We start from the raw sequence: 21,982 nt of genomic DNA on the forward strand, positions 1-21,982 counted from the left end.
GTCGTACACCCGCACGACCCAGGAGGTCCTGTGTTTCCCGTTTCGTTCGCCCAGCGGCGGCTGTGGTTCCTCAACCAGATGGGCGAGACCGGCTCGGCCTACAACTGCCCGCTGGCCACCCGACTGCATGGCCCGCTCGACGTGGCCGCCCTCGACGCGGCGCTCGGCGACCTCGCCGCCCGTCACCACGTGCTGCGAACCGTGTTCCCCGAGGCCGACGGAGAGCCCGTTCAGCAGGTGTCGGACCGCCTCCCGCACCTTCGGGTCACCCCGGCGACGGAGGCCGGCCTCGCGCCCGCCCTCGCCGAGGAGGCCGGGCACGTCTTCGACCTCACCGCCGAACTCCCGCTTCGAGCAAGGCTGTTCGACCTGGGCGGCGACGAATGGGTGCTGCTGCTGGTGGTGCACCACATCGCGACGGACGGCTGGTCGTGGGCGCCCCTGCTCGGTGACCTGACGGCCGCCTACGCGGCCCGGCACGAGGGCCGGGCGCCCGACTTCGAGCCGCTGCCGGTGCAGTACACCGACTACACGCTGTGGCAGCGGCAGGTCCTGGGGGAGGAGGACGACCCGGACAGCCTGATCACCGGCCAACTCGACTTCTGGAAGAAGGAGCTGGCAGGAGCCCCCGCAGAACTCGCACTGCCCCACGACCGGCCCAGGCCGGCCACGTCGAGCTTCACCGGAGGATCGGTCCCCGTCACCCTGCCCGCCGACCTGCACGCGCGGCTGCTGGGCCTGGCCCGGGACCACGGCTGCACCCTGTTCATGGTGCTCCAGGCGGGCCTGGCGGTCCTCCTGTCCCGCCTCGGTGCAGGCACCGACATCCCCGTCGGCACGGTCGTCGCGGGCCGCTCGGACGAGGCACTGGACGACCTGGTCGGCTTCTTCGTCAACACCCTGGTGCTGCGCACCGACGTCTCCGGCGACCCCGCCTTCACCGAACTCCTCCACCGCGTACGCGAGGCCGACCTCGCCGCCTTCGAGAACCAGGACGTCCCCTTCGAGCGGGTCGTCGGTGCCGTCAACCCCGAACGCTCCCTCGCCCGCCACCCCCTCTTCCAGGTGATGATGACGCTGGAGAGCGGACACGACCCGGCGTTCACCCTGCCCGGCACGCGCTGCGCCGAGCAGCCGGTCGGCTGGGACATCGCCAAGTTCGACCTGACGGTGGACTTCCACGAGCAGACGGACAGCGACGGCACCCCGGCCGGGGTCACCGGAGCACTGGAGTACGCGACGGACCTCTTCGACCGCGAGACGGCCACGGACCTGGCGGCCGGCCTCGCCCGCGTACTGGAGCGCCTGGCCGCCGACCCCGGCGTGCCGCTCTCCCACGTCGACCCGCTCTCCGCCGAACAGCGCGAGCAGGTCCTGATCCACTGGAACGACACCGCGGCCCCCGTCCCGCCGCAGACCCTCCCGGAGCTGTTCGAGGCGCAGGCCGCCCGCACCCCCGACGCAACCGCCCTGGTCTTTCAGGACACCGCCCTGAGCTTCGCCGAACTCGACGCACGCGCCAACACCCTGGCGCACCGCCTCGCCGACCACGGGGTCGGCCCCGAGCACCGCGTCGCGCTGGCCCTGCCCCGCTCCGCCGTCTCGGTGATCGCACTCCTCGCCGTACTCAAGGCCGGCGCCGCGTTCGTCCCGGTCGACACCGACTACCCGCCCGAGCGCATCGCCCGCCTGCTGCGCACCACGACCACCGTCGTCACGGACCTCGCCACCACGGCGACCCTCCCCGACACCGGCGCCACCCACGTCCTCGCCGACGCCCCCGGCCACTACCCGGACACACCCCTCGGCCGCGAGATCCACCCTCACAGCGCCGCCTACGTCATCCACACCTCCGGATCCACCGGCGAACCCAAGGGCGTGGTGATCGACCACGCCGGACTGCGCAACCTGTACGCCTTCCACCGAGCCGGCGTCATCTCCCGCGCACAGGAGATCGGCGACGGCCGCAGGATGCGCATGGCACTCACCGCCGCGCTCTCCTTCGACACCTCCTGGGAGGGCCTGCTCTGGATGGTCGCGGGCCACGAACTCCACCTGATCGACGACGACACCCGCCGCGACGCCGCCGCCCTGGTCCGGCACATCGCCCGCGCAGGCATCGACGCCCTCGACGTCACCCCGACCTACGCCGAGCAACTGGTCGAGGAGGGACTGCTGGACGACCCCGCACACCGACCCCAGGTGCTGCTGCTGGGCGGTGAAGCGGCGGGCGCAGCCCTGTGGACCCGGGTCCGCGAGGCCGACGGGATGCTGTGCCACAACCTCTACGGCCCCACCGAGTGCAGCGTCGACACCCTGTGGTGGGACGCGGCCCACAGCGAGCAGCCGCTGGTGGGACGACCGATCGCCAACACCCGCGCCTACGTGCTCGACGACCGGCTGCGCCCGGTCGCCCCCGGCGTACCCGGCGAGCTGTACCTGGCCGGCCCGAGCCTGGCCCGCGGCTACCTCGACCGCCCCTCGCTCACCGCGCAACGCTTCGTCGCCTGCCCCTTCGAGGCCGGCGGCCGCATGTACCGTACGGGTGACCTGGTCCGCTGGGACCGCGAGGGCCGCCTCGAATACCTGGGACGCGCGGACGACCAGGTCAAGATCCGGGGCTTCCGGATCGAACCCGGCGAGGTGGAGGCCGCGCTGCGCGGCTGCCCCGAGGTGGCCCAGGCCGCGGTGATCGCCCGGGACACCGGCCCCGGCGGAAAGCGCCTGGTGGCGTACGTGACCGCGGCCGCGGGCCGCACCGTGGAGGCCGGCGCCCTGCGCAAGCGGCTCGCCGGCGGCCTGCCCGACCACCTGGTGCCCTCGGCCATCGTGGCCCTGGAGACGCTTCCGATGAACCGCAACGGGAAGCTGGACCGCGCCGCGCTGCCCGCGCCGGACTTCACCGCGCAGATCTCCTCGCGGGGGCCGCGCGGCCCCCGCGAGGAGATCCTGGCGGAACTCTTCGCTCAGGTGCTCGGCCTGTCCGCCATCGGCGCCGACGACGGCTTCTTCGACCTCGGCGGGCACTCCCTGTTGGCCACCCGCCTGCTCTCCCGCATCCGTGCGACCCTCGGCGGCGAGCTCGGCATCCGGGACCTCTTCCAGCACCCCACCGTGGCCGGGCTCGCCGCCCGCCTCGGCGACCTCGACGGCCCGGGCCGCGCCCGCCCGGCCCTGACCCCGGCCCCGGACCGCCCGGACACCCTGCCCCTGTCGCCCGCCCAGCGCCGGCTGTGGTTCCTGAGCCGCGCGGGCCAGGGCACCGGCTACCACTGCCCGTTCGCCCTGCGGCTGCGCGGCCGCCTGGACACTCACGCGCTGTCCCGGGCCCTCGCCGATGTCATCGCCCGCCACGAAGGACTGCGGACGGTGTTCCCGGAACAGGACGGCGAGCCCTACCAGCAGGTGCTGCCGGCCGACGTCGCGATACCCCTCGACGTCGTGCCGTGCGGCCCCGAGGGCACCGCCGAGGCCCTCGACGCCCTGGTGGCCCGTCCCTTCGACCTGGCCGGGCGCCCGCCCGTGCGCGCGGCGCTCCTGGCCGTCGGCGCGGACGAGTGGGTGCTGGTGCTGGTGGTCCACCACATCGCACTCGACGGCTGGTCCTGGGAGCCCCTCTTCCGTGACATGGCCGACGCCTACCGGGCCCGGACCGAGGGACACGACCCCGACTGGTCGCCGCTTCCGGTGCAGTACGCGGACTACACCCTGTGGCAGCGGCAGGTTCTGGGCGAGGAGGACGACCGGGAAAGCCTGATCTCACGCCAGCTCGCCTTCTGGCGCGAGGAGCTGGCCGCCGCACCGGCAGAACTCGCCCTGCCCTATGACCGGCCCCGTCCGGCGACGGCAACCTTCGCGGGAGGCTCGGTGCCGGTGGAACTGGACGCCGACCTCCACGCCCGCCTGCTGGGCCTGGCCCGGGAACACGGCTGCACCCTGTTCATGGTGCTCCAGGCGGGCCTGGCCGTCCTCCTGTCCCGCCTCGGTGCGGGCACCGACCTCCCGATCGGCACGCCGGTCGCCGGCCGCCCGGACGAGGCACTGGACGACCTGGTCGGCTTCTTCGTCAACACCCTCGTCCTGCGCACCGACGTCTCCGGCGACCCCACGTTCGGCGAACTCCTTCGCCGCGTACGCGAGGCCGACCTCACCGCGTACGAGAACCAGGACGTCCCCTTCGAGCGGGTCGTCGAGGCGCTCAACCCCGAACGCTCCCTCGCCCGCCACCCCCTCTTCCAGATCCTGCTCCAGGTGCAGGACGGCGCCGAGGACGCCGCGCTCGAACTCGCCGGACTCGACGTCCGCAGTGAACCCTTCCGCTTCGACGTCGCGCAGTTCGACCTGACCGTCGACGTCCGGGAACGCCGCGCCGCCGACGGTACCCCCGCAGGGATCGGCGGCTTCCTGGAGTACGCAGCCGAACTGTTCGACCACACCACGGCCCAGGACATCGCCGCCGCCCTGGAACGGGTGCTGCACCTGCTCGCGGCGCAACCCGACCGGCCCGTCGGCGCGGCCGACCCCCTGACGCGGGCCGACCGGCAGCGCCTGCTGACGCAGTGGAACGACACCGCGCTGCCGGTGCCGCCCGCGACCCTCCCCGAACTGTTCGAGGCCCAGTGCGCCCGCACCCCGCAGGCCACCGCCCTCGTGCACGGCGCCACGAAGATCACCTTCGCCGAGCTCGATGCCCGGTCGAACCGTCTGGCCCACCGCCTCGCCCGGGCCGGCGCGCGCCCCGAGCAGGTGGTCGCGCTCGCCCTGCCCCGCTCGCCCGCAGCCGTGTGCGCCCTGCTGGCCGTCCTCAAGGCGGGCGCGGCGTTCGTGTTCGTCGACCCGGACCACCCCGCCGAGCGGATCGCCCACATCCTGACCGACTGCGCCCCGGCGCTCCTGGTCACCGACCGCGAAACCACCCACCGGCTCCCGCTGGACGCGGCCCCGCACATCCCCCTCCTCCTCATCGACGACCGGAACGCGACCGCGGCCGAGCCCTGCGAGAGCCCCGCCCGCACGCCCCGCCCCGCCGACGCCGCGTACCTGGTGTACACCTCCGGCTCCACCGGCCGCCCCAAGGGCGTCGTCGTCGACCACGCGGCCCTGCGCAACCTCCACGCCTTCCATCGCGCCCACACCATCCCGGCCGCCGAACGAGCCGACGACACGGGGCAGTTGCGGGTGGCACTCACCGCCGCCCTGTCGTTCGACGCCGCTTGGGACGCCCTGATGTGGATGGTCGCCGGGCACGAACTGCACCTCATCGGCGACGACGTCCGACGTGACGCCGCAGCCTTCGTCCGGCACATCGGCGACGCAGCTCTCGACGTCGTCGACGTGACCCCCACCCACGCCGCCCAACTGGTGGCGGAAGGCCTGCTCGACGTCCCGCCGCGGATGCTGCTCATCGGCGGCGAAGCAGCCGACGAACAGCTCTGGAGCCGCCTGCGCGCCACGCCGGGAATGCGCTGCCACAACCTCTACGGCCCCACCGAGTGCACGGTCGACGCCCTGTGGTGGGACACCGCCCGCAGCGAACACCCCCTGGTGGGCGGCCCCGTCGCCAACACCCGCGCGTACGTCCTCGACGCGGCGCTTCGCCCGGTGGCGCCGGGCGTGCGGGGCGAGCTGTACCTGGCGGGCGCCGGACTGGCGCGGGGCTACCACCGCAGGCCGGGGCTGACGGCCCAGCGGTTCGTGGCGTGCCCGTTCGAGGAGGGCGCCCGGATGTACCGCACGGGTGACCTGGTGCGCTGGGACCGCGAAGGGCGGCTGGAGTACCTCGGCCGCACCGACGACCAGGTGAAGATCCGCGGCTTCCGCGTCGAACTCGGTGAGGTCGAGGCGGTGCTCGCAGCCGCCCCCGGCATCGCCCAGGCCGCCGTGACCCTGCGGTCCGACGGTCCGGGCGGCGGCAAGCGGCTGGTCGGGTACGTGGTCCCGGCCCAGGACGGTGCCGCGGTGGAGCCCTCCGCGCTGCGCGCCCACGTGGCCGGGGCCCTGCCGGCCCACATGGTCCCGTCCGCGGTCGTCGTGCTCGACGCTTTCCCGCGCACGCCCAACGACAAGCTCGACCGGACGGCGCTGCCCGCACCGGATCCGGCCCACACGGCGGGAGCGGCGCGACGGGCACCCCTGACCCGGCGGGAGGAGGTCCTTGCGGGCCTGTTCGCCGAAGCGCTGGGCCTGCCCCACGACTCCGTCGGCGCCGACGACGGCTTCTTCGACCTCGGCGGACACTCCCTGCTGGCAGCCCGGCTGATGTCCCGGGTCCGGAAGGCCCTCGGCGAGGACCTGGGTGTCCAGGACCTCTTCGCGGCCCCCACCGTCGCGGGCCTCGCCGCCCGCGTACCGGAGCGTGGCACCACGGAGCCCGGCGGTACGGACGACGCGCTCGCCCCCCTCGTCACCCTGCGGTCCGGCGCCGACGGCGAGCCCGCCCTGTTCTGTGTCCACCCGGGCGCCGGCACCGGCTGGGTGTACCGGGCCCTCCTCGACCACCTCGACCCGGAACGGCCCGTCCACGCGCTGCAGGCCCGTGGTCTCGGCGAGCCGGGGTCGCAGCCCGCGAGCGTCGCGGAGATGGCCGACGACTACGCCACCCTGATCCGCACGGTCCAGCCGAGCGGCCCCTACCACCTCCTGGGCTGGTCGTTCGGCGCGCTGGTCGCCCACGCGGTGGCGGTGCGGCTCCAGGCGGACGGCGAGGACGTGGCGCAGCTCGTGCTCCTGGACGGCTACCCGGCCACCGGGACGCAGCCACAGACCGGCTCGGCCGCGGCGGACCCCCTGCGGGACCTGCTGGACTCGCTCGGCTACCCGGCACAGGCGCCGTCCTGCGCAACGGGGTTCGCCCCGATGACCCTCACCGACCTCCTCCGCGCGGCCCGGACGGCGGACGGCCCGCTGGCGGCCTTCGACGAGGGGACCATCGCCGCGCTGGGGGAGGCGTACGTCCATCACGACACGCTGGCAGCGGCCCACCGTCCGGGCGTCTTCCGGGGTGACCTCACGCTCGTGGGCGCCGCGCACGAGGCCGACGCACCGGGGCCCGGGACCTGGCAGCCCTACACCTCGGGCCGCATCGACCACCACGAGGCACCGTGCACGCACGGCGAGATGATGGCCGCGAAACCGGCCTCGCAGATCGCCGCGCTCCTGGGCGAAGGCGTGGCCCGTCGATGAGCACGCCGACGAGTACGCCGACGAGCACGACGACGAGTACCACGACGAGTACGACACCCCGCGCCCTGCGCCGGCGCGACTTCCGCCTCCTGTGGGCCGGCGAGTCCGTCAGCCAGTTCGGCAGCGCGACCACCCGCGTGCTCCTGCCGTTGATCGCGGTGAACGCACTGGACGCAGGCTCCTTCACCATGGGCCTGCTGGGCGCCGCGGCCTGGGTGCCGTGGCTTCTGCTCGGCCTGCCCGTAGGGGCCTGGACCGACCGGATGAGACGCCGACCGGTGATGATCGTGTGCAACACGGTGTCGGCGGTGCTGATGTTCTCCCTGACGGCGGCGCACTGGCTGGGCCTGCTCACGACCGGTCAACTCCTTCTCGTCGCCTTCCTGTCCGGCACCGCCGACGTGTTCTTCCGCGCGGCCTACAGCGCGTACGTCCCCACCCTCCTGCCGCAGGAGGAACTGGCGGACGGCAACGCCAAGCTCCAGACCAGCGAGTCCGCCGCCGAGGTCGCGGCCCCGGGGGCGGGCGGCGTGCTGGCCCAGACGGCGAACGCGGCCCTGGGTTTCCTCGCCGACGGCCTGAGCTTCCTGATCTCGGCCGTGCTGCTCACCCGGATCCGAGCTCGCGAGAGCCCGCCCGGCCGCGAGGAGCGGGCGGGAGCCGACCGGTCCCTGGCCGCCGAGATCCGGGAGGGCATCGCGTTCCTCGCCCGGGACCCGTTCCTGCGGACGATCCTGGCGTGCGACGCGGCGATGAACCTGTTCCTGGCCGGCGCCCAGTGCCTGGCGATCGTCTTCCTCAGCCGAACGGTCGGCGTCGGCGGCGGTGTCATCGGCGTCCTGATCGCCCTGACCGGCCTCGGCGGTGTCCTGGGCGCAGTGATCTCGCCCCGCCTGGCCCGCCGGTTCGGCACCGCCCGTGCGGTCGTCCTCTGCGCCTTCTGCAGCGGCCCGTTCGGACTGCTGATCCCGCTCACCACGGACGGCACGGGCCTACTGGCCTTCCTGGTCGGAGACTTCTGCCTGATGACCGGGGTCGTCGCCGGAAACGTGATCATCGTGAGCTTCCGTCAGGCCTACTGCCCCCCGGACATGCTCGGCAGGGTGAGCTCCAGCATCCGCTTCGTGATGTACGGGACGATTCCGATCGGCAGCCTCCTCGGGGGAACCCTGGGCACCGTCCTCGGCGACCGGGGCGCCCTGTGGCTGCTGTACACGGGCAACGCGCTCTGCGCCCTGCTCCTCCTCACCGGCCCCCTGCGCACCCGACGGGAACTGCCGGTGCCGTGAGGCGAAGCGGCGGTGCGGCGGCACCCGGATGCGCCCAGGTGCCGCCGCGGAAGGAAGGCGATCCGCCGCAGTGCTTCCGGCGGGGTCCACGGCCGCGACCGCCTCAGGGCACCGCGAGGGTGAGGGCCGCGAGCTCGTCGACCACAGCGGTCAGCCGGCCGTGGCGGCGCAGGGAGCGCCGCTGGCGGTCGGCGCCGGTGCCGTGCCGGTGGATCCGGGTGAGGGCGGTCTCGACCGCGGTCAGGTCACCGGCGGCGGCCAGGCCCGGGGTGGCCCGTTCGAGGAGGCGGTCGGCCAGCGCGGCCATCGGGGCGTACCGTCCGGTGCGCGGGTCGACGCCGTCCCCGGACAGCCCGCTGCGGGCGGCCTGCCAGTGAGCGGCGCGGACCAGTCCGGCCGGGCAGGCCGGGGCCGGTCGGCCCTCGTCGATCTCCTCCAGCAGGACGGCGCTGAGCCCGCGCAGCAGCGCCGCGAGCAGCAGGACGGTCCGGAGGTCGGCGTTGACGTCGGCGACCCGTACCTCCAGCGTCGGGACGTGCTCCGACGGCCGGGCGTACCAGTAGACCATCCGCCGGTCGAGCAGTACGCCGGAGCGCACCAGGTCGGCCACCAGGGCCTCGTACTGCTCCTCGTCCAGCACCGGGGCCGGGCCGACGGTGGGCCAGCGCGCCCACCGGACGGTGCGCCAGCTCGCGAAGCCGCTGTCCCGGCCGTCCGTGAAGGGGGAGTTGACCGCGATCGCCTGGACGACCGGCAGCCAGGGGCGCAGGTGGTTGCCCAGCGCCAGCGCCCGTCCGCGGCTCACCGTGCCCAGGTGGACGTGGCAGCCGCAGAGCGCGCCGGCGTAGCCGTCGACCACGCCCTCGTAGCGGGCCGCCATGTTCCGGTAGCGCGGATCGTCGGTGACCCGGCCCGGACGCGGGTCCTGCAGCACCGGTGTGCCCGACGCGACCAGCAGGCAGCCGGCCTCGGCCGCCGCGGCGGCGACCACCGAGCGCAGGTGGAGCAGATCGGCGCGCAGCTCGGTGAGCCGGGTGGCGGGCAGGGTGCACACCTCGACCTGGACGGCGAAGAACTCGGCCTGCACCTGCGCGCCCAACTCGCTCCTGGCGTCGGCGATGACCTGCGGCGCGCGTTCGGCGGGCAGTCGGGTGCGCCGGTCGACCAGCAGGAACTCCTCCTCCACCCCGACGGTGGGGAGGGCGGGCCGAGAGGTGTTCCCGGGCATAGCGGCTCACCGCCCCGGGACCGGGGAGGGCGGGGCGACAGCGGCGCCCCCGAGGTCATGAAGTCCGGGCCCGGGGCGGTGAGCCGCGGTACGGGGGCCCGGAATCAGGTGGATCCGCATGACGGGCGTCTTGCCGCGCAGGCGGTGCCGAAACGTCCCGACGCCTGCGGGAGGGGCACCTGCAGGACACGCCCCGGAGCGGATCGGACCCGGGCCGTCCGCATGGCCGTCCGGCCACCGGGTACCCGCCCTGGTCCGCGGGTGACGGGCACCGGTGCACCCCGCCGGTGCCCGTCGCCGAGAAACCGACCAGGAGGAAACATGACCCGGCAGACCAAGGTCCTGGCGATCGTGATGAACGACGGCGTCGAACAGGACGAACTCCTCGTCCCCGTACGGCACCTGCGTGACGACGGCGTGGAGGTCGACATCGCCGCGCCCGACCGGGACGACATCCGCACCCTCGTCCGGGACAAGGAGGCCGGCGAGACCGTGCGGCCCACCCTCACCCTCGACGAGATCGACCCCGCCGAGTACGACCTGCTGCTCATCCCCGGCGGCACGCTCAACGCCGACAGCCTCCGCATGCGCCAGGAGGCCGTCGACACGGTGCTCGCCTTCACCACCTCGGGCCGCCCGGTCGCCGCGATCTGTCACGGACCGTGGCTGCTGGCCGAGGCGGGCGTCGCGTACGGCAAGCGGCTCACCTCCTTCCCGTCGCTGCGCACCGACCTCGCGAACGCCGGCGCGACCTGGGCGGACGAGCCGCTGGTCACCGACGACGCCAACGGCTGGCGGCTGCTCACCTCGCGCAACCCGGACGACCTGGAGCACTTCCTGCGCGGCATCGACACGGCGCTGCGCAGAGGCGTCGCGGCCGTCGGCTCGCGCTGAGCAGTGTGCCCGGCGATGTGTCCGGCGGCGGCCGTGCGCCCGCACGGCCGCCGCCGGACACGCCCCTAACGGGACGGGAAGCGGTGCTGCTCGATCATTCCGGCGAACCCCTCCCACAGGGACGGCCCGAGCGGCTCCTCGCCCCCGTGCACGGTGACGCCGGCCAGCCCGCCCGGGTCGCCGAAGCCGGCCGTCCGGGAGAGCTCCACGCCCGAGCCGAGCAGTGCGACCGGCTTCCCGTGCCGCAGCGACTCGGCGAGGAAGCGGACGGCGTCCGGATCGGCGGGCAGCGTCCGCTCGCAGCCGTCCGGGACCACCAGCGCGTCGTACAGCACCGAGGCCGTGGTGGGCAGCGCGCGGTCCACCGGCAGCTGCGTGCCGTCGGCGGCGAGCACGTGGCCGCCCTGCGCGGCCAGCACCTCCACCGTGGCGCCCTGCGCGCCCAGCCGCTCGCGCGCGGCCCGCACCTGCTCGCCGGCCACCCCCGGGGCGGTCAGGACCGCGACCTTGCGGGTGCGGATGCCGGGAGCCCGCAGGTTGTCCAGGCTCAGCGCGGGGGAGACCTGCGGCCCGGCTCCGGCTGCGGACTCCGATGCGGCCCCGGCCCCGGCCCCGGCCAATGGTTCCGGCTCGGCTTCGGGCTCGGCTTCGGGCTCGGCTTCGGGCTCGGGGAGGCCGATCCGCCGGGCGACCTCCGCCGCCAGCCCGAGGTCGACCTGCACCAGGTTGCCGACCATCCGGCGGCGCACCTCCGGCCCCCCGACCTTCCCCAGCTCGAAGGAGAAGGCCTCGACGATGTGCCGCTGCTCCCAGTCGGCCATGCTGCGCCAGAACAGCGCGGCCTGGCCGTAGTGGTCGGCGAAGCTGGGGCTGCGGCGGCGGATCGCGGCGCCGTCGATCCGCTCCTGATAGTGCTCGAAGACGCCCTCGGGCAGTCGGCCGCCGCCCATCGCCGCCGGGCAGCCGCCGCCGACGGAGTTGGGCGCGTAGCTGGTGCCGGGGTGGACGACCTGCTGGCCGTAGCCGTCGCGGTGGTTGTTCCGCACCTCGGCCAGCGGCCGGTTGACGGGCAGCTGCGGGAAGTTGGGGCCGCCCAGGCGGATCAGCTGGGTGTCGAGGTAGGAGAAGTTGCGGCCCTGCAGCAGCGGGTCGTTGGTGAAATCGATGCCGGGGACGATGTTGGCGGTGTGGAAGGCGACCTGCTCGGTCTCGGCGAAGAAGTTCTGCGGGTTGCGGTCCAGGACCATCCGGCCGACCGGACGGACCGGCACCAGCTCCTCCGGGACCAGCTTGGTCGGGTCCAGCAGGTCGAAGGGGTAGGCGAACTCGTCCTGCTCCGGGATCAGTTGGACGCCGAGCTCGTACTCGGGGAAGTCCCCGGCCGCGATGGCCTCCCACAGGTCCCGGCGGTGGAAGTCGGGGTCGCGGCCCGCCGTGATCTGCGCCTCGTCCCAGACCTGCGAGCAGACCCCGAGCAGCGGGCGCCAGTGGAACTTCACGAAGGTGCCGCGCCCGTCCGCGTTCACCAGCCGGAAGGTGTGCACGCCGAAGCCCTGCATCATCCGGTAGCTGCGCGGGATGGCCCGGTCGGACATCACCCACATCAGCATGTGGGTGGACTCGGGCTGCAGCGAGCAGAAGTCCCAGAAGGTGTCGTGGGCGGAGGCGCCGGTCGGGATCTCGTTCGGCGGCTCGGGCTTCACCGCGTGGACGAAGTCCGGGAACTTGACGGCGTCCTGGATGAAGAACACCGGAATGTTGTTGCCCACCAGGTCGTAATTGCCGTGCCGGGTGTAGAACTTGGTGGCGAAGCCGCGGACGTCGCGCACGGTGTCGGCGGAGCCGCGCGGGCCCTGCACGGTCGAGAGGCGGACGAACACGGGGGTGCGGCGGCCGGGCTCCTGGAGGAAGTCGGCGCAGGTGAACTCGGCCAGCGACGCGTACGGTTCGAAGAAGCCGTACGCGCCGGCGCCGCGGGCGTGCACCACCCGCTCCGGGATGCGCTCGTGGTCGAAGCGGGTGAGCTTCTCGCGCAGCTGGAAGTCCTCCAGCAGGGTGGGGCCGCGGTCGCCGACGGTCAGGGAGTTGTCGGTGTCGTCGATCCGCACCCCCTGGTCGGTGGTGAGCGCCCCGTCCGGGTCGGGGGCGCGGAAGGCGTCCAGCGCGGCGTCCTTGGCGTCGCAGGTGCCGGGCGCGTCGGCCTTCGGTGCCTCGGGGGCCTCAGGGGCTCGGTCGTCGGGCTCGGCGTCCGGGCGAACACGCCCGCCGGCCCCGGCGTCCCGGTCGTCGGACGCCGGCGCGGGGCCGAGCCCGGGCCCGTGCGGCTCGCCGGCGGGGGGAGTGTGGGGGCGGTACTCGGGGGGTCCGGGGTTCACGGTCATCGTGCGTTCTCCGTCCTGGAGTCGGGGCGGGGGCGGGGTGTCACGGGGGAGTTCAGCGCCGGAGCAGCAGGTCGGCGGCCAGCTCGGGATCGTCCGCGGTCCGGCAGATGGTCAGGGTGCACGGCGGGCAGCCGGTGTTCGTCCGCGGCGCGGCCACGGGCAGCCGGATCGCGTGGGCCCCGGCCGCCATCGCGGCGGTCGCCACCTCGTCGCTGCACCCGATCACGGTGACCCGTGCGGGCGGCAGACCGAGCGCCCGGCAGGCGGCCGTCACCAGCGCCGGAGCCGGCATCCGGCAGCCGCAGTCCTCGTGCGAGCCGTGCGGACAGACCGCCCAGACGTCGAGCGGGCCCAACAGGGTCTCGGCACGCGCCTGGACGGCCTCGACCTGGTCAAGCCCGATCAGACCGCGGGCCACGCCCGGCTGGTTGCTCACCACGCCGAGCGCGAAGCCGGCCGCGCGCAGCGCCGCGAGCGCGGCCCGGACGCCCGCCATCGGGTGGACCATGGCGGGGTCGCCGTTGCAGGAGACGTCCTGGAGCAGCGCCCCGTCCCGGCCGAACAGCACCGCGCCCGCCGGGGCGCCGGCGGCGTCCGCGCCGCGGTGGTCGAACAGCCACGGGCCGGGCCGGTCACGGTGGTCGGACGGAGGCGGCTGCGGGACGGTCGGGACGGGTTCTCCTAGGTACGCCATACCTCTGCGGGTTGCCGAGCCGGGGAGTGTCAAACGGCCTGCGGCGAACGGAGCGTGAACCGTTCCCGCGGCGCGGGCCGCGCCCTACGGCGAGTGCCGGTCGCCGGACGTACGGTGCCCGCTGACGCCGTCCCGCAGCGCGGCGATCGCCCCGGCTCCGGGAGGCAGCCCCCAGACCGGGCCGCCCGCCCGCGGCGCCCGCGCCTCGCGCATCCGGCGTTCGCACCGGCGCAAGTCCTCCGGCGCGCCGCCGACCCGCAGGGCGGGGAACAACTGCTCCTCCTCACCGCGCAGATGGGAGCGGACCACGACGACCAGCACGGACATCGCGTGGCGCCGTTCGGTGGGGGTGAGGCGGCCGTCGTCCGCCCGGTCGAGCAGCCGGCGGATCGCCGCGTGGGTGTGGACGGCCGCGTCCGCGAGCGCTTCGCCGTTCGGCAGGGCGCGGCGGGCCAGCGGGTACAGGTGGTCCTCCTCGGCCGCCAGGTGCGGTTCGAGGAGCCGGCGCAGCGCGTCCAGCAGGCGCAGCGCCTCGCCGTCGGTGCCGCGGCGGGTGGTGATCCGGTCCAGCTGCCGGAGCAGAGCCTCGATGGCCCGGTGTTCGGCGCACAGCCGGCTGGGGAACCCTTCGGCACCGTTCATGGCGGTCTCCGTCCGACGGCGGGAGCGGTTGAACGGGGGCGCCAGCCCGTTTTGCGCGGGGGCAATCGTCCGGTCCTGCCTCACCGGTGGACCCGCCGTCGTGGCGCGCATCGCCGACCCTGCCTCTTGATGACGTTGGCCGTCCCGGTGGTCGTTTCCGTAACCGGGACGTGCCGGGCGGATGCCCCGGGCCGACACCGCTACACCTCCCGGCGGGGCGCGTTTGGCCGGGTGCCCGCCGGGGAGACGTCGGGGCGGCCCCGGCCGCGGGGGCTTCCAGCGGAAGGGTCGGCATCTGGCAGGCCCGGGCCGGCCCCCGAAGACCCGGTGCCGCTGCCGACCGGCCCCGAGTGAGCCCGCGGCGCCGGCCCGGATTGGCCCGCCGCGGGCCGGGCACGCGCGAGGCGAGGAAGCGACCGGCGTACGCGCCACGAGACGAGGAGGCAGTCGTGGACGAGATCCCCCAGGGCGGTGCGGGCGGCGTGCCGCTGCACCACGATCCGCAGGACGACAGCCGCGATCCCCGCGCACCGGGGCCGGTCGGGAAGGCCGGCGGCCGGGAGGACGGGCCACACGGGCCACACGGGTCCGAGGACCCCGCCGAGGCTCCCTCGCAGGAGCAGGGGGACGCGACCACCGTCGAGCCCGGCCGGGCCCGTCGGCTCGGCTCGGACGAGCGGGACGACGGTCCAGGACCGGAGAACGGCTCCTGAACCGGACGGCGGCGGCTGATCCGTTCGATCCGTTTCCGCCCGGCGCCGGCATACCTTCGCGAAAGTCGGGGACACGCGAGGGCGGCGGTGCCCGGCCCCGGGCCGGGCACGCCATTCCATCCACTCCGAGAACGGGAGCAAAGCCCATGGGACACGGCGGCAATGTGATCATCGAGCTGATGACGGACCACCGGGAGGTGGAGGAGCTGTTCGCCCGCGTCCAGGCGCTGCCGGCGGGCGACGAACGGCGGGGGGAGATCGCCGAACGGTTCACCATCGAGCTGGTCCGCCACTCGGTGGCCGAGGAACAGCACCTGTACCCGGCGGTGCGCGAACACGTCCCCGGCGGTGACGCCCTCGCGGACAAGGAGATCGCCGACCACGAGATCGTGGAGCGTCTCCTCAAGCAACTCGAAGGCGTGGACTGCGGCGACGCGCGATTCGACGTCCTGGTCGACCGGGTGGTCTCCGAGGTCACGGCGCACGTCCAGGACGAGGAGCGGAACCTGTTCCCCGCCCTGGCCGAAGCCTGCCCGCCGGAGCGGCTCGACGAGCTCGGGGAGCAGGTCCGGCGGGCCAAGAAGCTCGCGCCCACCAGGCCCCACCCGAACGCCCCCGACAACAAGCTGATCGCCGCGGGCGCCGGCCTGGTCGACCGCGCTCGGGACTTCGTGACCGGGCGGGGCGGTTCGGACTGACCCGCCGAGGTTGGCCGACACCGTGTGCGACACCCGTTTGCCGACGCCGTCCAACGGCCCGGGACGGTCGCCCTGACGGCTCTCCCGGCCGATCCCCACGAGGAAGGAGTTCGCCATGAGCGTGCCCGACCGGAACGACACCCTTCAGCCCGACACCACGCAGCCCGGGACCCCGCAGCCAGGGACCCCACAGGTCGAGGCTCCGCAGATCGACGAGCAGACCCGGGAGCGGTCCTCGGAGCAGCGGAACATCACCGCTCCCACGCCCCCGGACGTCCGGGCGAAGGGGGACGACGAGGACGACGAGGAGCCCGAGCCGCCCGCGGCCGACGCCTGGGCCCCGTGACCGACCGACCGTGGGGCGGACGCCCCCGCGTCCGCCTGCGCGGACTTCCGGCTCGACCCGACCGGGCCGCCGGGTGCTGGGGGAGCACGTCCGGGGCCTGCGCCGCAATCCGGCGCGGCCCAAGCGCGGCTGCCGGCAGGTCGGTTGTCGCCGCAATCGAATGCTGCGGTGACGGGCGCGTGGTCGGACCTCGGCGTGGGGTGGCCGGGGATTGTGCCTCAAGGGCCGGCCACAGCACGGCTTGCCGTCACCGCCGCCCCTGCCCGGCCGGGCAGGGGCGGCGGCGCGGGGGACTGCGCCGCGGCGAGCAGCCGATGGCCGAGCGGTGTGCAGCTGTGGCGCACCGCCCGACCGGCCCGTACCGTGCTCACCAGCCCGGCCCGCCGCAGCGTCCGGGTGTGCTCGGAGGCGCTGGCCACCGAAATGCCGAGCTCACGGGCCAGCTGACTGGTGGTCGGCTCGCGCAGCGTCAGCCGGAGGACCGCTGAGCGGGTCCGGCCGAGCAGTGCTGCCACCGGTTCCTCCGGCGCCGCCCCCGGTGCCGGTGCCTCCTCGGGAAGGTGGGGCAGCGGGGTGAGCGCCGGGTAGACGAGCAGCAGCGGTCCGTCCGGCAGAGGCCCGCACAGTGGTTCCCCGGTCCACTGCGCGGACGGCAGCAGCAGGACGCCGCCGCCTTCCAGGCGGAAGTCCAGCTGCCTGGCCACCGCGATCTCCAGCGTGCTGCCGCGCCATCGGCTGCCCGGATAGAGGCCGGCAAGCATCCCGCGCAGCCCCTGCTCGCGCTGCACCTGCCCGCGCCAGGCGAGGTCGATGTCGAAGCCGGTGCGCAGCCTCGGCCAGACCGCGTCGATCAGCGCCGAGTGGGAGGTGCGCAGGCTGTCCTCCAGGTACCGCCAGGCCTGCCGGTCCGCGTTCGCCAGGCCCCGCATCAGCGGGGTGACGGGCAGTCCGTTGCGGCAGATGCGGTCGAGCTCGCTGCGGACCACCTCGTTGGTCGACGAACGAACCAACTCCAGCCCGTGCTCCAGGTCGACACTGAGCGGATCGAGGAAGAACGGACCCGCACCGGTCGCCGGGACCAGCTCGGTCAGTGGCACGACGGAACGGGAGGCCGCGGCGCCGAGCAGGCGGTTTCGCCGGGCGAACGCGGGGTCCACGCCGGGCCGTTGCAGCATGGCGACGGTCAGTTCGAGCTCCAGCAGTGGCGCGGGCCCGTCCGCGAACCGGGTGCCGAGCAGGTCCTCGGCCGTGAAGTGGATCCGCAGCACCACGCTCCGCCCCTCCCGGCGTGCCCGGGCTTTCGGCTCAGGCCGAAAGCGTCGCGCCGGCGCCGCCCCGGTCCGACGATACCCAGTGCACGGCCGCGGCGGCAGTGGGCTTCCAGGCGGCCGTTCGGTCCCGACCCGACACCCAGGAGGCGTCCATGCGCATGCCGCCGTACCTCACCCGACCGGCCGCCCTCGCCGCGGTCCTGGCGACGGCCGTCCTCATGTCGGCGGCCCCGGCCGCGCAGGCCGACGGCGATGACGGCTGGCAGCCGTACCACGGCCAGGACTACGACGCGCCCGCCGGGACGCTCTGCCCGTTCCACCTGCACATCACCGACCTGCTCGACCAGGAGGAGACCAAGACCGTCGCCCGCTACCCTGACGGCTCTCCCGAGAAGGTCCTCTGGCGAGGGCCGCTGATCCTGCGGTACACCAACGTGGACACCGGCGCCCAGGTCGACCGAGACCAGAGCGGTCGAGCCACCGAATACCGCCTGCCGGACGGCAGCACGCTGTGGGACGTTCCGCGGTCTTCGCACATCTCCGCCAAGGTTCACCCCGGAAACCCGTACCACGCGGTCGGCGACTACGTGTTCAGCGGAGGCGCGGTGCTGCTCGTGCACTCGGACCAGCAGGTCGAGGTGCTGGTCCAGCATCAGGTGGAGAACCTCTGCCAGACCCTCGCCTGACCGGTCCCCCGGGTCCGCGGACGGTCCGGCTCCCGTCGGACCGTCCGGGCCGTCACCGGTCGGACGGCTACCTGACCGACCCGCCGTCGCCGGCTGCGGTGGCCGCGGGCGGGACTGGCGGCTCCGGGACCGGCACGTCCGCCGTCCTGGTCGTGCCGACGCACAGCGCCCAGATGACGAAGGCGTCGATCGCGATCAGCACCAAGGCCCAGAACGGGTAGTAGGGCAGCCACAGGAAGTTGGCGATCATGCTCAGTCCGGCGATGAGGACACCGACGACCCGCGCCCATGCGGCCCCGCTGAACAGGGCCACACCCGCCAGGACGACGACGATCCCGAGGATGAGGTGGACCCATCCCCACCCCGAGGTGTTCATCGAGTACACGTAGTGGCGGGTGACGACGATCAGCTCGTCCTTGAGGATGGCGGAGATCCCCTGGAAGATCGCCATGGTGCCGCCGGCGATCAGCATGATCGCGGCGAAGACGGTCCACCCGGTTGCGAAGCGCCGCCGTTCGGGTTCCTGGCCGGTGCGGCCGGCTCCGGTGACACTGCTGCTCATGACGTTGACTCCTTCGTTGGCGACCGCCGCGCGGCGGGAGGGACTCCGGGGAGGGTGCACCCGTCCGGCTTGCGATCCGGGGCGGACGAGCCGTGGGGGCCGGCCCCGGTCACGGGCGACGCGGTGGAGTCACCGAACTCGGCAGTCGCCCTAAGGTCCACGGTAGGGCCGGGCCTGCGTCCTGTCCTGGGGCGCCCGGCCCCCGTGCCGCCCGGAGGCGGCAAGCAGCGCCAGTACGGCCAGCACCGCGAGGAGGACCAGGACGAGCAGCAGCACTGTCAGCACGGTCGGGTGGTTCCACAGGGCGAACACCAGAGCCAGGACCAGGACCACCGCGAGGGCGAGACCGCGGCGGTGGGCATCGGTCCAGGTACCGGCCCGGCCGGTGGTCACGCCGTGGGAGCCGCCCCAGCGGGCGGCGGAGTCCGCGACGCGGTCGGCCCGACCGCGGACGGCGCGCGGCAGCCGCCCCGCACCGGAGAGGTAGGCCCCGAGCGCCACCACCACACCCAGCACGATCGCGGTGCGCAGGCTGATCCGCAGGAAGTGCAGCAGCGTGTCGAAGACGGCCGCCGCGGCGGCCGGGGACTGCACGGCGCGCGGCAGGTGGTCGAGGTAGTAGTGGCGGGCGATCACCAGGGCGATCGCCACCACGAGGCAGGCACCGGCCGCGCCCAGGGCCGTGGTGACCAGCGCCCGGCGCCGGCGCCGCGCCAGCAGCACGCCGGCCGCGCCGACCAGCACGGTGATCACCGGCATCCAGTTGCCCACCACGTCCAGGGCGTGCGCCCCGCCGCGGATCTTCGCCAGTTTGTCGGACTGGAACAGCACCAGTTGCTTGTTCACGTCCGGAATCTTCTCGGCCGGCGTGAGGCCCGCGGCCACCAGTTGCTCCTTGAGCCGGTCGACGACCGTCCCGAGGTCGAGGGTGACGGTGCCGTCCTCGACCCCGACGGCGCCGCGGCCCTCTCCGGTGAGGACCTGGACCACGGCCGCGTGCGCGGAGCGGTTCGCCTGCGTCCAGACGGTGGGGAAGGCGTCGCTCTGCACCACCCCGGTCGCGACCTTGGTCACCACCTGGTCGACCGCGTCGTCGAGTTTGGGACCGAGTGACTTGACGGCGGCCGCGGCCCTGGGCGGCAGCCCCTGGGACTCCAGCCACCCGGCCAGGTCGGAGGCGACCGCCGAGCCGTCCACCTTCACGTCCACCGCCTGGCTGATCCGCTTGACCGCGGCGTCCTGGATGGCGGGATCAGTGGCCAGCGGCGCGACCGTCGAGACGTACCGGTCGGTGTCCAGGGCGATGTCGTGGACCCAGACGGTGAGCAGCGAGACCGGCACCAGGATGCAGGCCAGCGTGATCAGCACGGCCGAGACGGTGCTCATGACGATGCCCACAGCCCGGGAGCGGTGACGCGGCTCCGACGGAGGTCCCCCGGTGTCCGGTGTTTCGGAGGGGGGCTCGGACGGAGGGGGTGCCACTGGCCCGTTCAACGGTCCTCCAGGGTTCGGCACGCGGCCGGATCACCGCTGTTCCCCATTCACTCCACTCCGGCGGCCACCCGGCACGCCGGGCTGGGCCGCCCGGAGCAGGAAGCCCCGCGACGTGGTGACGCCCGGCGGCCCGCGTCCCGAGACACCGACGAGGGAATCGGCTGTTCTCACCCCGGGCAGGTGATCCGCAGGGGGACGGCCGTCCCTAGGGTCGAACCGTCGAACCGTCGAACCGTCGAACCGGTGCCCGGGCCGGTGGGCCGGGCGACCGACACCACGTGGAAGGAGTATCGCCATGGCCGATGACGACCTCGTCGAGACCGGGCCCGTCGACTACCTGGTGGTCGAGTTCCCCGGAAACCGCATGACCGGGGAAGGGCTGCCGCTGCTGATCGACCTGGTGGACCGGGGTGTGATCCGCATCCTGGACTTCGCGTTCGTGCGCAAGGACGCCGACGGCACCGTCGCGGCGATGGAACTGGCCGACTTCGACGGTGACGGTCGACTGGACCTGGCCGTCTTCGAGGGAGTCGGCTCGGGTCTGGTCGGCGCCGACGACCTGGCGGAGGCCGCCGGAGTCCTTGAGCCCGGGAACTCGGCCGGGGTACTGATCTACGAGAACACCTGGGCCGCGCCGTTCGCCACGGCCTTGCGCCGGGGCGGCGCCCGGGTCGTCGCCAGCGGCCGGATACCCCTGCCGGACCTGCTGCAATCGCTGGACGACCTGGAGGGCATCGCCGCGGCGGACCCCACGTACGGCTCCGTTCCCGGACCGTCCCCCGCCGGCTGACGGCGCGCACGGCACAGCCGCGGAGAGAAGGAGAGACGAGACATGCCTGGACTGCTGCGCGGTATCGCGCGCACCGCCGTCGTCGCCGGCACGGCGACCGCCGTGTCCAACCGGGTCTCCCGCCGTCAGGCGGGCCGCTGGGCCCAGCAGGACATGGAGGCCGAAGCGGCGCCCCCGCCCCCGCCCCCGCCCCCGGCCCCGGCCGCGCCTGCGGCACCGAGCATGGAGGACCGAATCGCCCAGCTGCAGCAGTTGGCGCAGCTGAAGGACCAGGGAGTCCTCACCGAGGAGGAGTTCGCCACGCAGAAGCAGCGGCTCCTCGCCGGCTGACGCCGCCGGCGCCGGCCGCCGTCCGCGCGGTGGTGCCCCGTCCCGGTCCGGCGCCGGGACGGGCACCACCGCATCCGGATCGGATCCCCCGGGACCCGTCGGCCGGATCAGTGTCCGACCGCCACCTTGGCCGCCACGATGATCAGGCCCAGCAGGAGGTTCACCACGCCCTCGACGACCACCTGGCCGGTGGGGACACCGGCCCGACGGGCGCCCAGGGTCGCCCAGCCCACCTGCTGCGCCACGGCGACGCCGAGGGCCAGCCAGGCGCTGTTGCTCGTCCCGAGCCAGGGGCTGACCAACACCGCCAGGGCCGGCAGCGCCGACGCCTCGACGAGCGGCCACTCCTCCCGGCCGACCTCCCGCACCCGGCTCCACCGGACCCGGCGGCCGACCTCGCGCTCTCCTGCCAGGTGGGCGTAGACGTGGGCGACCCAGAAGACCAGCCCGGTGACCACCAGCAGCACGATGAGCGACAGCCGCGGGCGGGTTTCGTGCACTCCGGAGGCCGCGATCACGGAGGCGGCCAGCATCGAACCGTAGACCGCTCCGGCGTAGTCCGTCCGGTGGGCGGTTCCCTCCGGGGCCGGCCCGCGCGCGGTGGGGGGACGGCTGCGGGGCGTGGACACGAGGCGCCTCCTCCCGTCCCCGGCCGGGGACGACCGTTGAACCCGGCTCAGCCCATGATCGCCCGTTCCCCGGCGCGCCGCCTCCCTCCGGCAGGTGAGCGGGCCCCGTCGCCGCCCGCCGCAACGCCGCCCACGGCCCGCGCGGAGCCCTGC

General features: G+C 74.2%; 17 protein-coding genes. 9 read left to right on the forward strand and 8 right to left on the reverse strand.

Features of this window, described 5'->3' with window-relative positions:
- The first annotated feature begins 30 nt into the window (after positions 1-30).
- Positions 31-7,182, forward strand: coding sequence for an amino acid adenylation domain-containing protein (locus tag CRP52_RS29480; RefSeq protein WP_097239164.1), 7,152 nt, complete (start codon positions 31-33; stop codon positions 7,180-7,182).
- Positions 7,179-8,471, forward strand: a complete 1,293-nt coding sequence (locus CRP52_RS29485; RefSeq protein WP_097239165.1) for an MFS transporter — start codon at positions 7,179-7,181, stop codon at positions 8,469-8,471. The genes CRP52_RS29480 and CRP52_RS29485 overlap by 4 nt, the downstream gene beginning before the upstream one ends.
- A gap of 103 nt (positions 8,472-8,574) precedes the next feature.
- Here the strand turns inward: CRP52_RS29485 and CRP52_RS29490 are convergent, their stop codons facing one another.
- On the reverse strand, positions 8,575-9,699 hold the full coding sequence (locus tag CRP52_RS29490) for a carboxylate-amine ligase (protein WP_097239166.1): 1,125 nt from the start codon (positions 9,697-9,699) through the stop codon (positions 8,575-8,577).
- A 321-nt stretch (positions 9,700-10,020) separates the two neighbouring features.
- On the opposite strand from CRP52_RS29490, the gene CRP52_RS29495 reads away from it, so the two are divergent.
- Entirely contained in the window at positions 10,021-10,593 is a 573-nt protein-coding gene (locus CRP52_RS29495) for a type 1 glutamine amidotransferase domain-containing protein (RefSeq protein WP_097239167.1), read from the forward strand.
- A 65-nt stretch (positions 10,594-10,658) separates the two neighbouring features.
- Here the strand turns inward: CRP52_RS29495 and CRP52_RS29500 are convergent, their stop codons facing one another.
- The 3 genes from CRP52_RS29500 to CRP52_RS37210 all read right to left on the reverse strand — a co-directional run bounded on the left by CRP52_RS29500 (position 10,659) and on the right by CRP52_RS37210 (position 14,310).
- Positions 10,659-12,974 carry a catalase gene (locus CRP52_RS29500; protein ID WP_097239168.1) on the reverse strand — a complete coding sequence of 772 codons (2,316 nt, stop codon included), beginning with the start codon at positions 12,972-12,974 and terminating at the stop codon, positions 10,659-10,661.
- Between the two features lie 52 nt (positions 12,975-13,026).
- Positions 13,027-13,668: an HAD-IIIA family hydrolase gene (locus tag CRP52_RS29505; RefSeq protein ID WP_097239169.1), complete on the reverse strand. Its 642-nt coding sequence runs from the start codon at positions 13,666-13,668 to the stop codon at positions 13,027-13,029.
- A gap of 84 nt (positions 13,669-13,752) precedes the next feature.
- Complete coding sequence (locus CRP52_RS37210) at positions 13,753-14,310, reverse strand: hemerythrin domain-containing protein (protein ID WP_179852963.1); 558 nt, start codon at positions 14,308-14,310, stop codon at positions 13,753-13,755.
- 449 nt (positions 14,311-14,759) lie between these two features.
- On the opposite strand from CRP52_RS37210, the gene CRP52_RS37215 reads away from it, so the two are divergent.
- The 3 genes from CRP52_RS37215 (at position 14,760) to CRP52_RS29520 (ending at position 16,067) form a co-directional block, all read left to right on the forward strand.
- Complete coding sequence (locus CRP52_RS37215; RefSeq protein ID WP_101948262.1) at positions 14,760-15,023, forward strand: hypothetical protein; 264 nt, start codon at positions 14,760-14,762, stop codon at positions 15,021-15,023.
- Between the two features lie 146 nt (positions 15,024-15,169).
- Positions 15,170-15,721, forward strand: coding sequence for a hemerythrin domain-containing protein (locus CRP52_RS29515; RefSeq protein ID WP_097239170.1), 552 nt, complete (start codon positions 15,170-15,172; stop codon positions 15,719-15,721).
- A 115-nt stretch (positions 15,722-15,836) separates the two neighbouring features.
- Positions 15,837-16,067 carry a hypothetical protein gene (locus CRP52_RS29520; protein WP_097239171.1) on the forward strand — a complete coding sequence of 77 codons (231 nt, stop codon included), beginning with the start codon at positions 15,837-15,839 and terminating at the stop codon, positions 16,065-16,067.
- Positions 16,068-16,285: 218 nt separating this feature from the next.
- Here the strand turns inward: CRP52_RS29520 and CRP52_RS29525 are convergent, their stop codons facing one another.
- The gene (locus CRP52_RS29525) at positions 16,286-17,338 is read right to left on the reverse strand and encodes an ArsR/SmtB family transcription factor (protein ID WP_097239172.1); all 1,053 of its coding nucleotides are present in this window, start codon (positions 17,336-17,338) and stop codon (positions 16,286-16,288) included.
- Between the two features lie 152 nt (positions 17,339-17,490).
- Between CRP52_RS29525 and CRP52_RS29530 the strand changes: the two genes are divergently transcribed.
- Positions 17,491-18,024 carry a hypothetical protein gene (locus tag CRP52_RS29530; protein ID WP_097239173.1) on the forward strand — a complete coding sequence of 178 codons (534 nt, stop codon included), beginning with the start codon at positions 17,491-17,493 and terminating at the stop codon, positions 18,022-18,024.
- Positions 18,025-18,091: 67 nt separating this feature from the next.
- On the opposite strand, the gene CRP52_RS29535 is transcribed toward CRP52_RS29530, so the two are convergent.
- On the reverse strand, positions 18,092-18,586 hold the full coding sequence (locus tag CRP52_RS29535) for a DUF7144 family membrane protein (RefSeq protein WP_257032913.1): 495 nt from the start codon (positions 18,584-18,586) through the stop codon (positions 18,092-18,094).
- 150 nt (positions 18,587-18,736) lie between these two features.
- Positions 18,737-19,972 carry a hypothetical protein gene (locus CRP52_RS29540; protein ID WP_257032914.1) on the reverse strand — a complete coding sequence of 412 codons (1,236 nt, stop codon included), beginning with the start codon at positions 19,970-19,972 and terminating at the stop codon, positions 18,737-18,739.
- 403 nt (positions 19,973-20,375) lie between these two features.
- On the opposite strand from CRP52_RS29540, the gene CRP52_RS29545 reads away from it, so the two are divergent.
- Both CRP52_RS29545 and CRP52_RS29550 read left to right on the forward strand, forming a co-directional pair.
- On the forward strand, positions 20,376-20,870 hold the full coding sequence (locus CRP52_RS29545; protein WP_097239174.1) for a DUF6325 family protein: 495 nt from the start codon (positions 20,376-20,378) through the stop codon (positions 20,868-20,870).
- A 42-nt stretch (positions 20,871-20,912) separates the two neighbouring features.
- Positions 20,913-21,200, forward strand: a complete 288-nt coding sequence (locus CRP52_RS29550) for an SHOCT domain-containing protein (RefSeq protein ID WP_097239175.1) — start codon at positions 20,913-20,915, stop codon at positions 21,198-21,200.
- Between the two features lie 107 nt (positions 21,201-21,307).
- Here CRP52_RS29550 and CRP52_RS29555 read toward each other — a convergent pair whose 3' ends face one another.
- A complete protein-coding gene (locus CRP52_RS29555) occupies positions 21,308-21,829 on the reverse strand; it encodes a hypothetical protein (protein WP_097239176.1) in 522 nt (173 codons plus the stop codon).
- Positions 21,830-21,982 lie beyond the last annotated feature (153 nt).

The sequence above is a fragment of the Streptomyces sp. 1331.2 genome (assembly GCF_900199205.1).
GTDB lineage: Bacteria > Actinomycetota > Actinomycetes > Streptomycetales > Streptomycetaceae > Kitasatospora.

Bases quoted from the DNA above. Each gene is read 5' to 3' on its own strand.
- CRP52_RS29485 (WP_097239165.1), top strand. From the start codon at position 7,179: ATGAGCACGCCGACGAGTACGCCGACGAGCACGACGACGAGTACCACG.
- CRP52_RS29490 (WP_097239166.1), bottom strand. From the start codon at position 9,699: ATGCCCGGGAACACCTCTCGGCCCGCCCTCCCCACCGTCGGGGTGGAG.
- CRP52_RS29495 (WP_097239167.1), top strand. From the start codon at position 10,021: ATGACCCGGCAGACCAAGGTCCTGGCGATCGTGATGAACGACGGCGTC.
- CRP52_RS29500 (WP_097239168.1), bottom strand. From the start codon at position 12,974: ATGACCGTGAACCCCGGACCCCCCGAGTACCGCCCCCACACTCCCCCC.
- CRP52_RS29505 (WP_097239169.1), bottom strand. From the start codon at position 13,668: ATGGCGTACCTAGGAGAACCCGTCCCGACCGTCCCGCAGCCGCCTCCG.
- CRP52_RS37210 (WP_179852963.1), bottom strand. From the start codon at position 14,310: ATGAACGGTGCCGAAGGGTTCCCCAGCCGGCTGTGCGCCGAACACCGG.
- CRP52_RS29515 (WP_097239170.1), top strand. From the start codon at position 15,170: ATGGGACACGGCGGCAATGTGATCATCGAGCTGATGACGGACCACCGG.
- CRP52_RS29520 (WP_097239171.1), top strand. From the start codon at position 15,837: ATGAGCGTGCCCGACCGGAACGACACCCTTCAGCCCGACACCACGCAG.
- CRP52_RS29530 (WP_097239173.1), top strand. From the start codon at position 17,491: ATGCGCATGCCGCCGTACCTCACCCGACCGGCCGCCCTCGCCGCGGTC.
- CRP52_RS29535 (WP_257032913.1), bottom strand. From the start codon at position 18,586: ATGAGCAGCAGTGTCACCGGAGCCGGCCGCACCGGCCAGGAACCCGAA.
- CRP52_RS29540 (WP_257032914.1), bottom strand. From the start codon at position 19,972: ATGAGCACCGTCTCGGCCGTGCTGATCACGCTGGCCTGCATCCTGGTG.
- CRP52_RS29545 (WP_097239174.1), top strand. From the start codon at position 20,376: ATGGCCGATGACGACCTCGTCGAGACCGGGCCCGTCGACTACCTGGTG.
- CRP52_RS29550 (WP_097239175.1), top strand. From the start codon at position 20,913: ATGCCTGGACTGCTGCGCGGTATCGCGCGCACCGCCGTCGTCGCCGGC.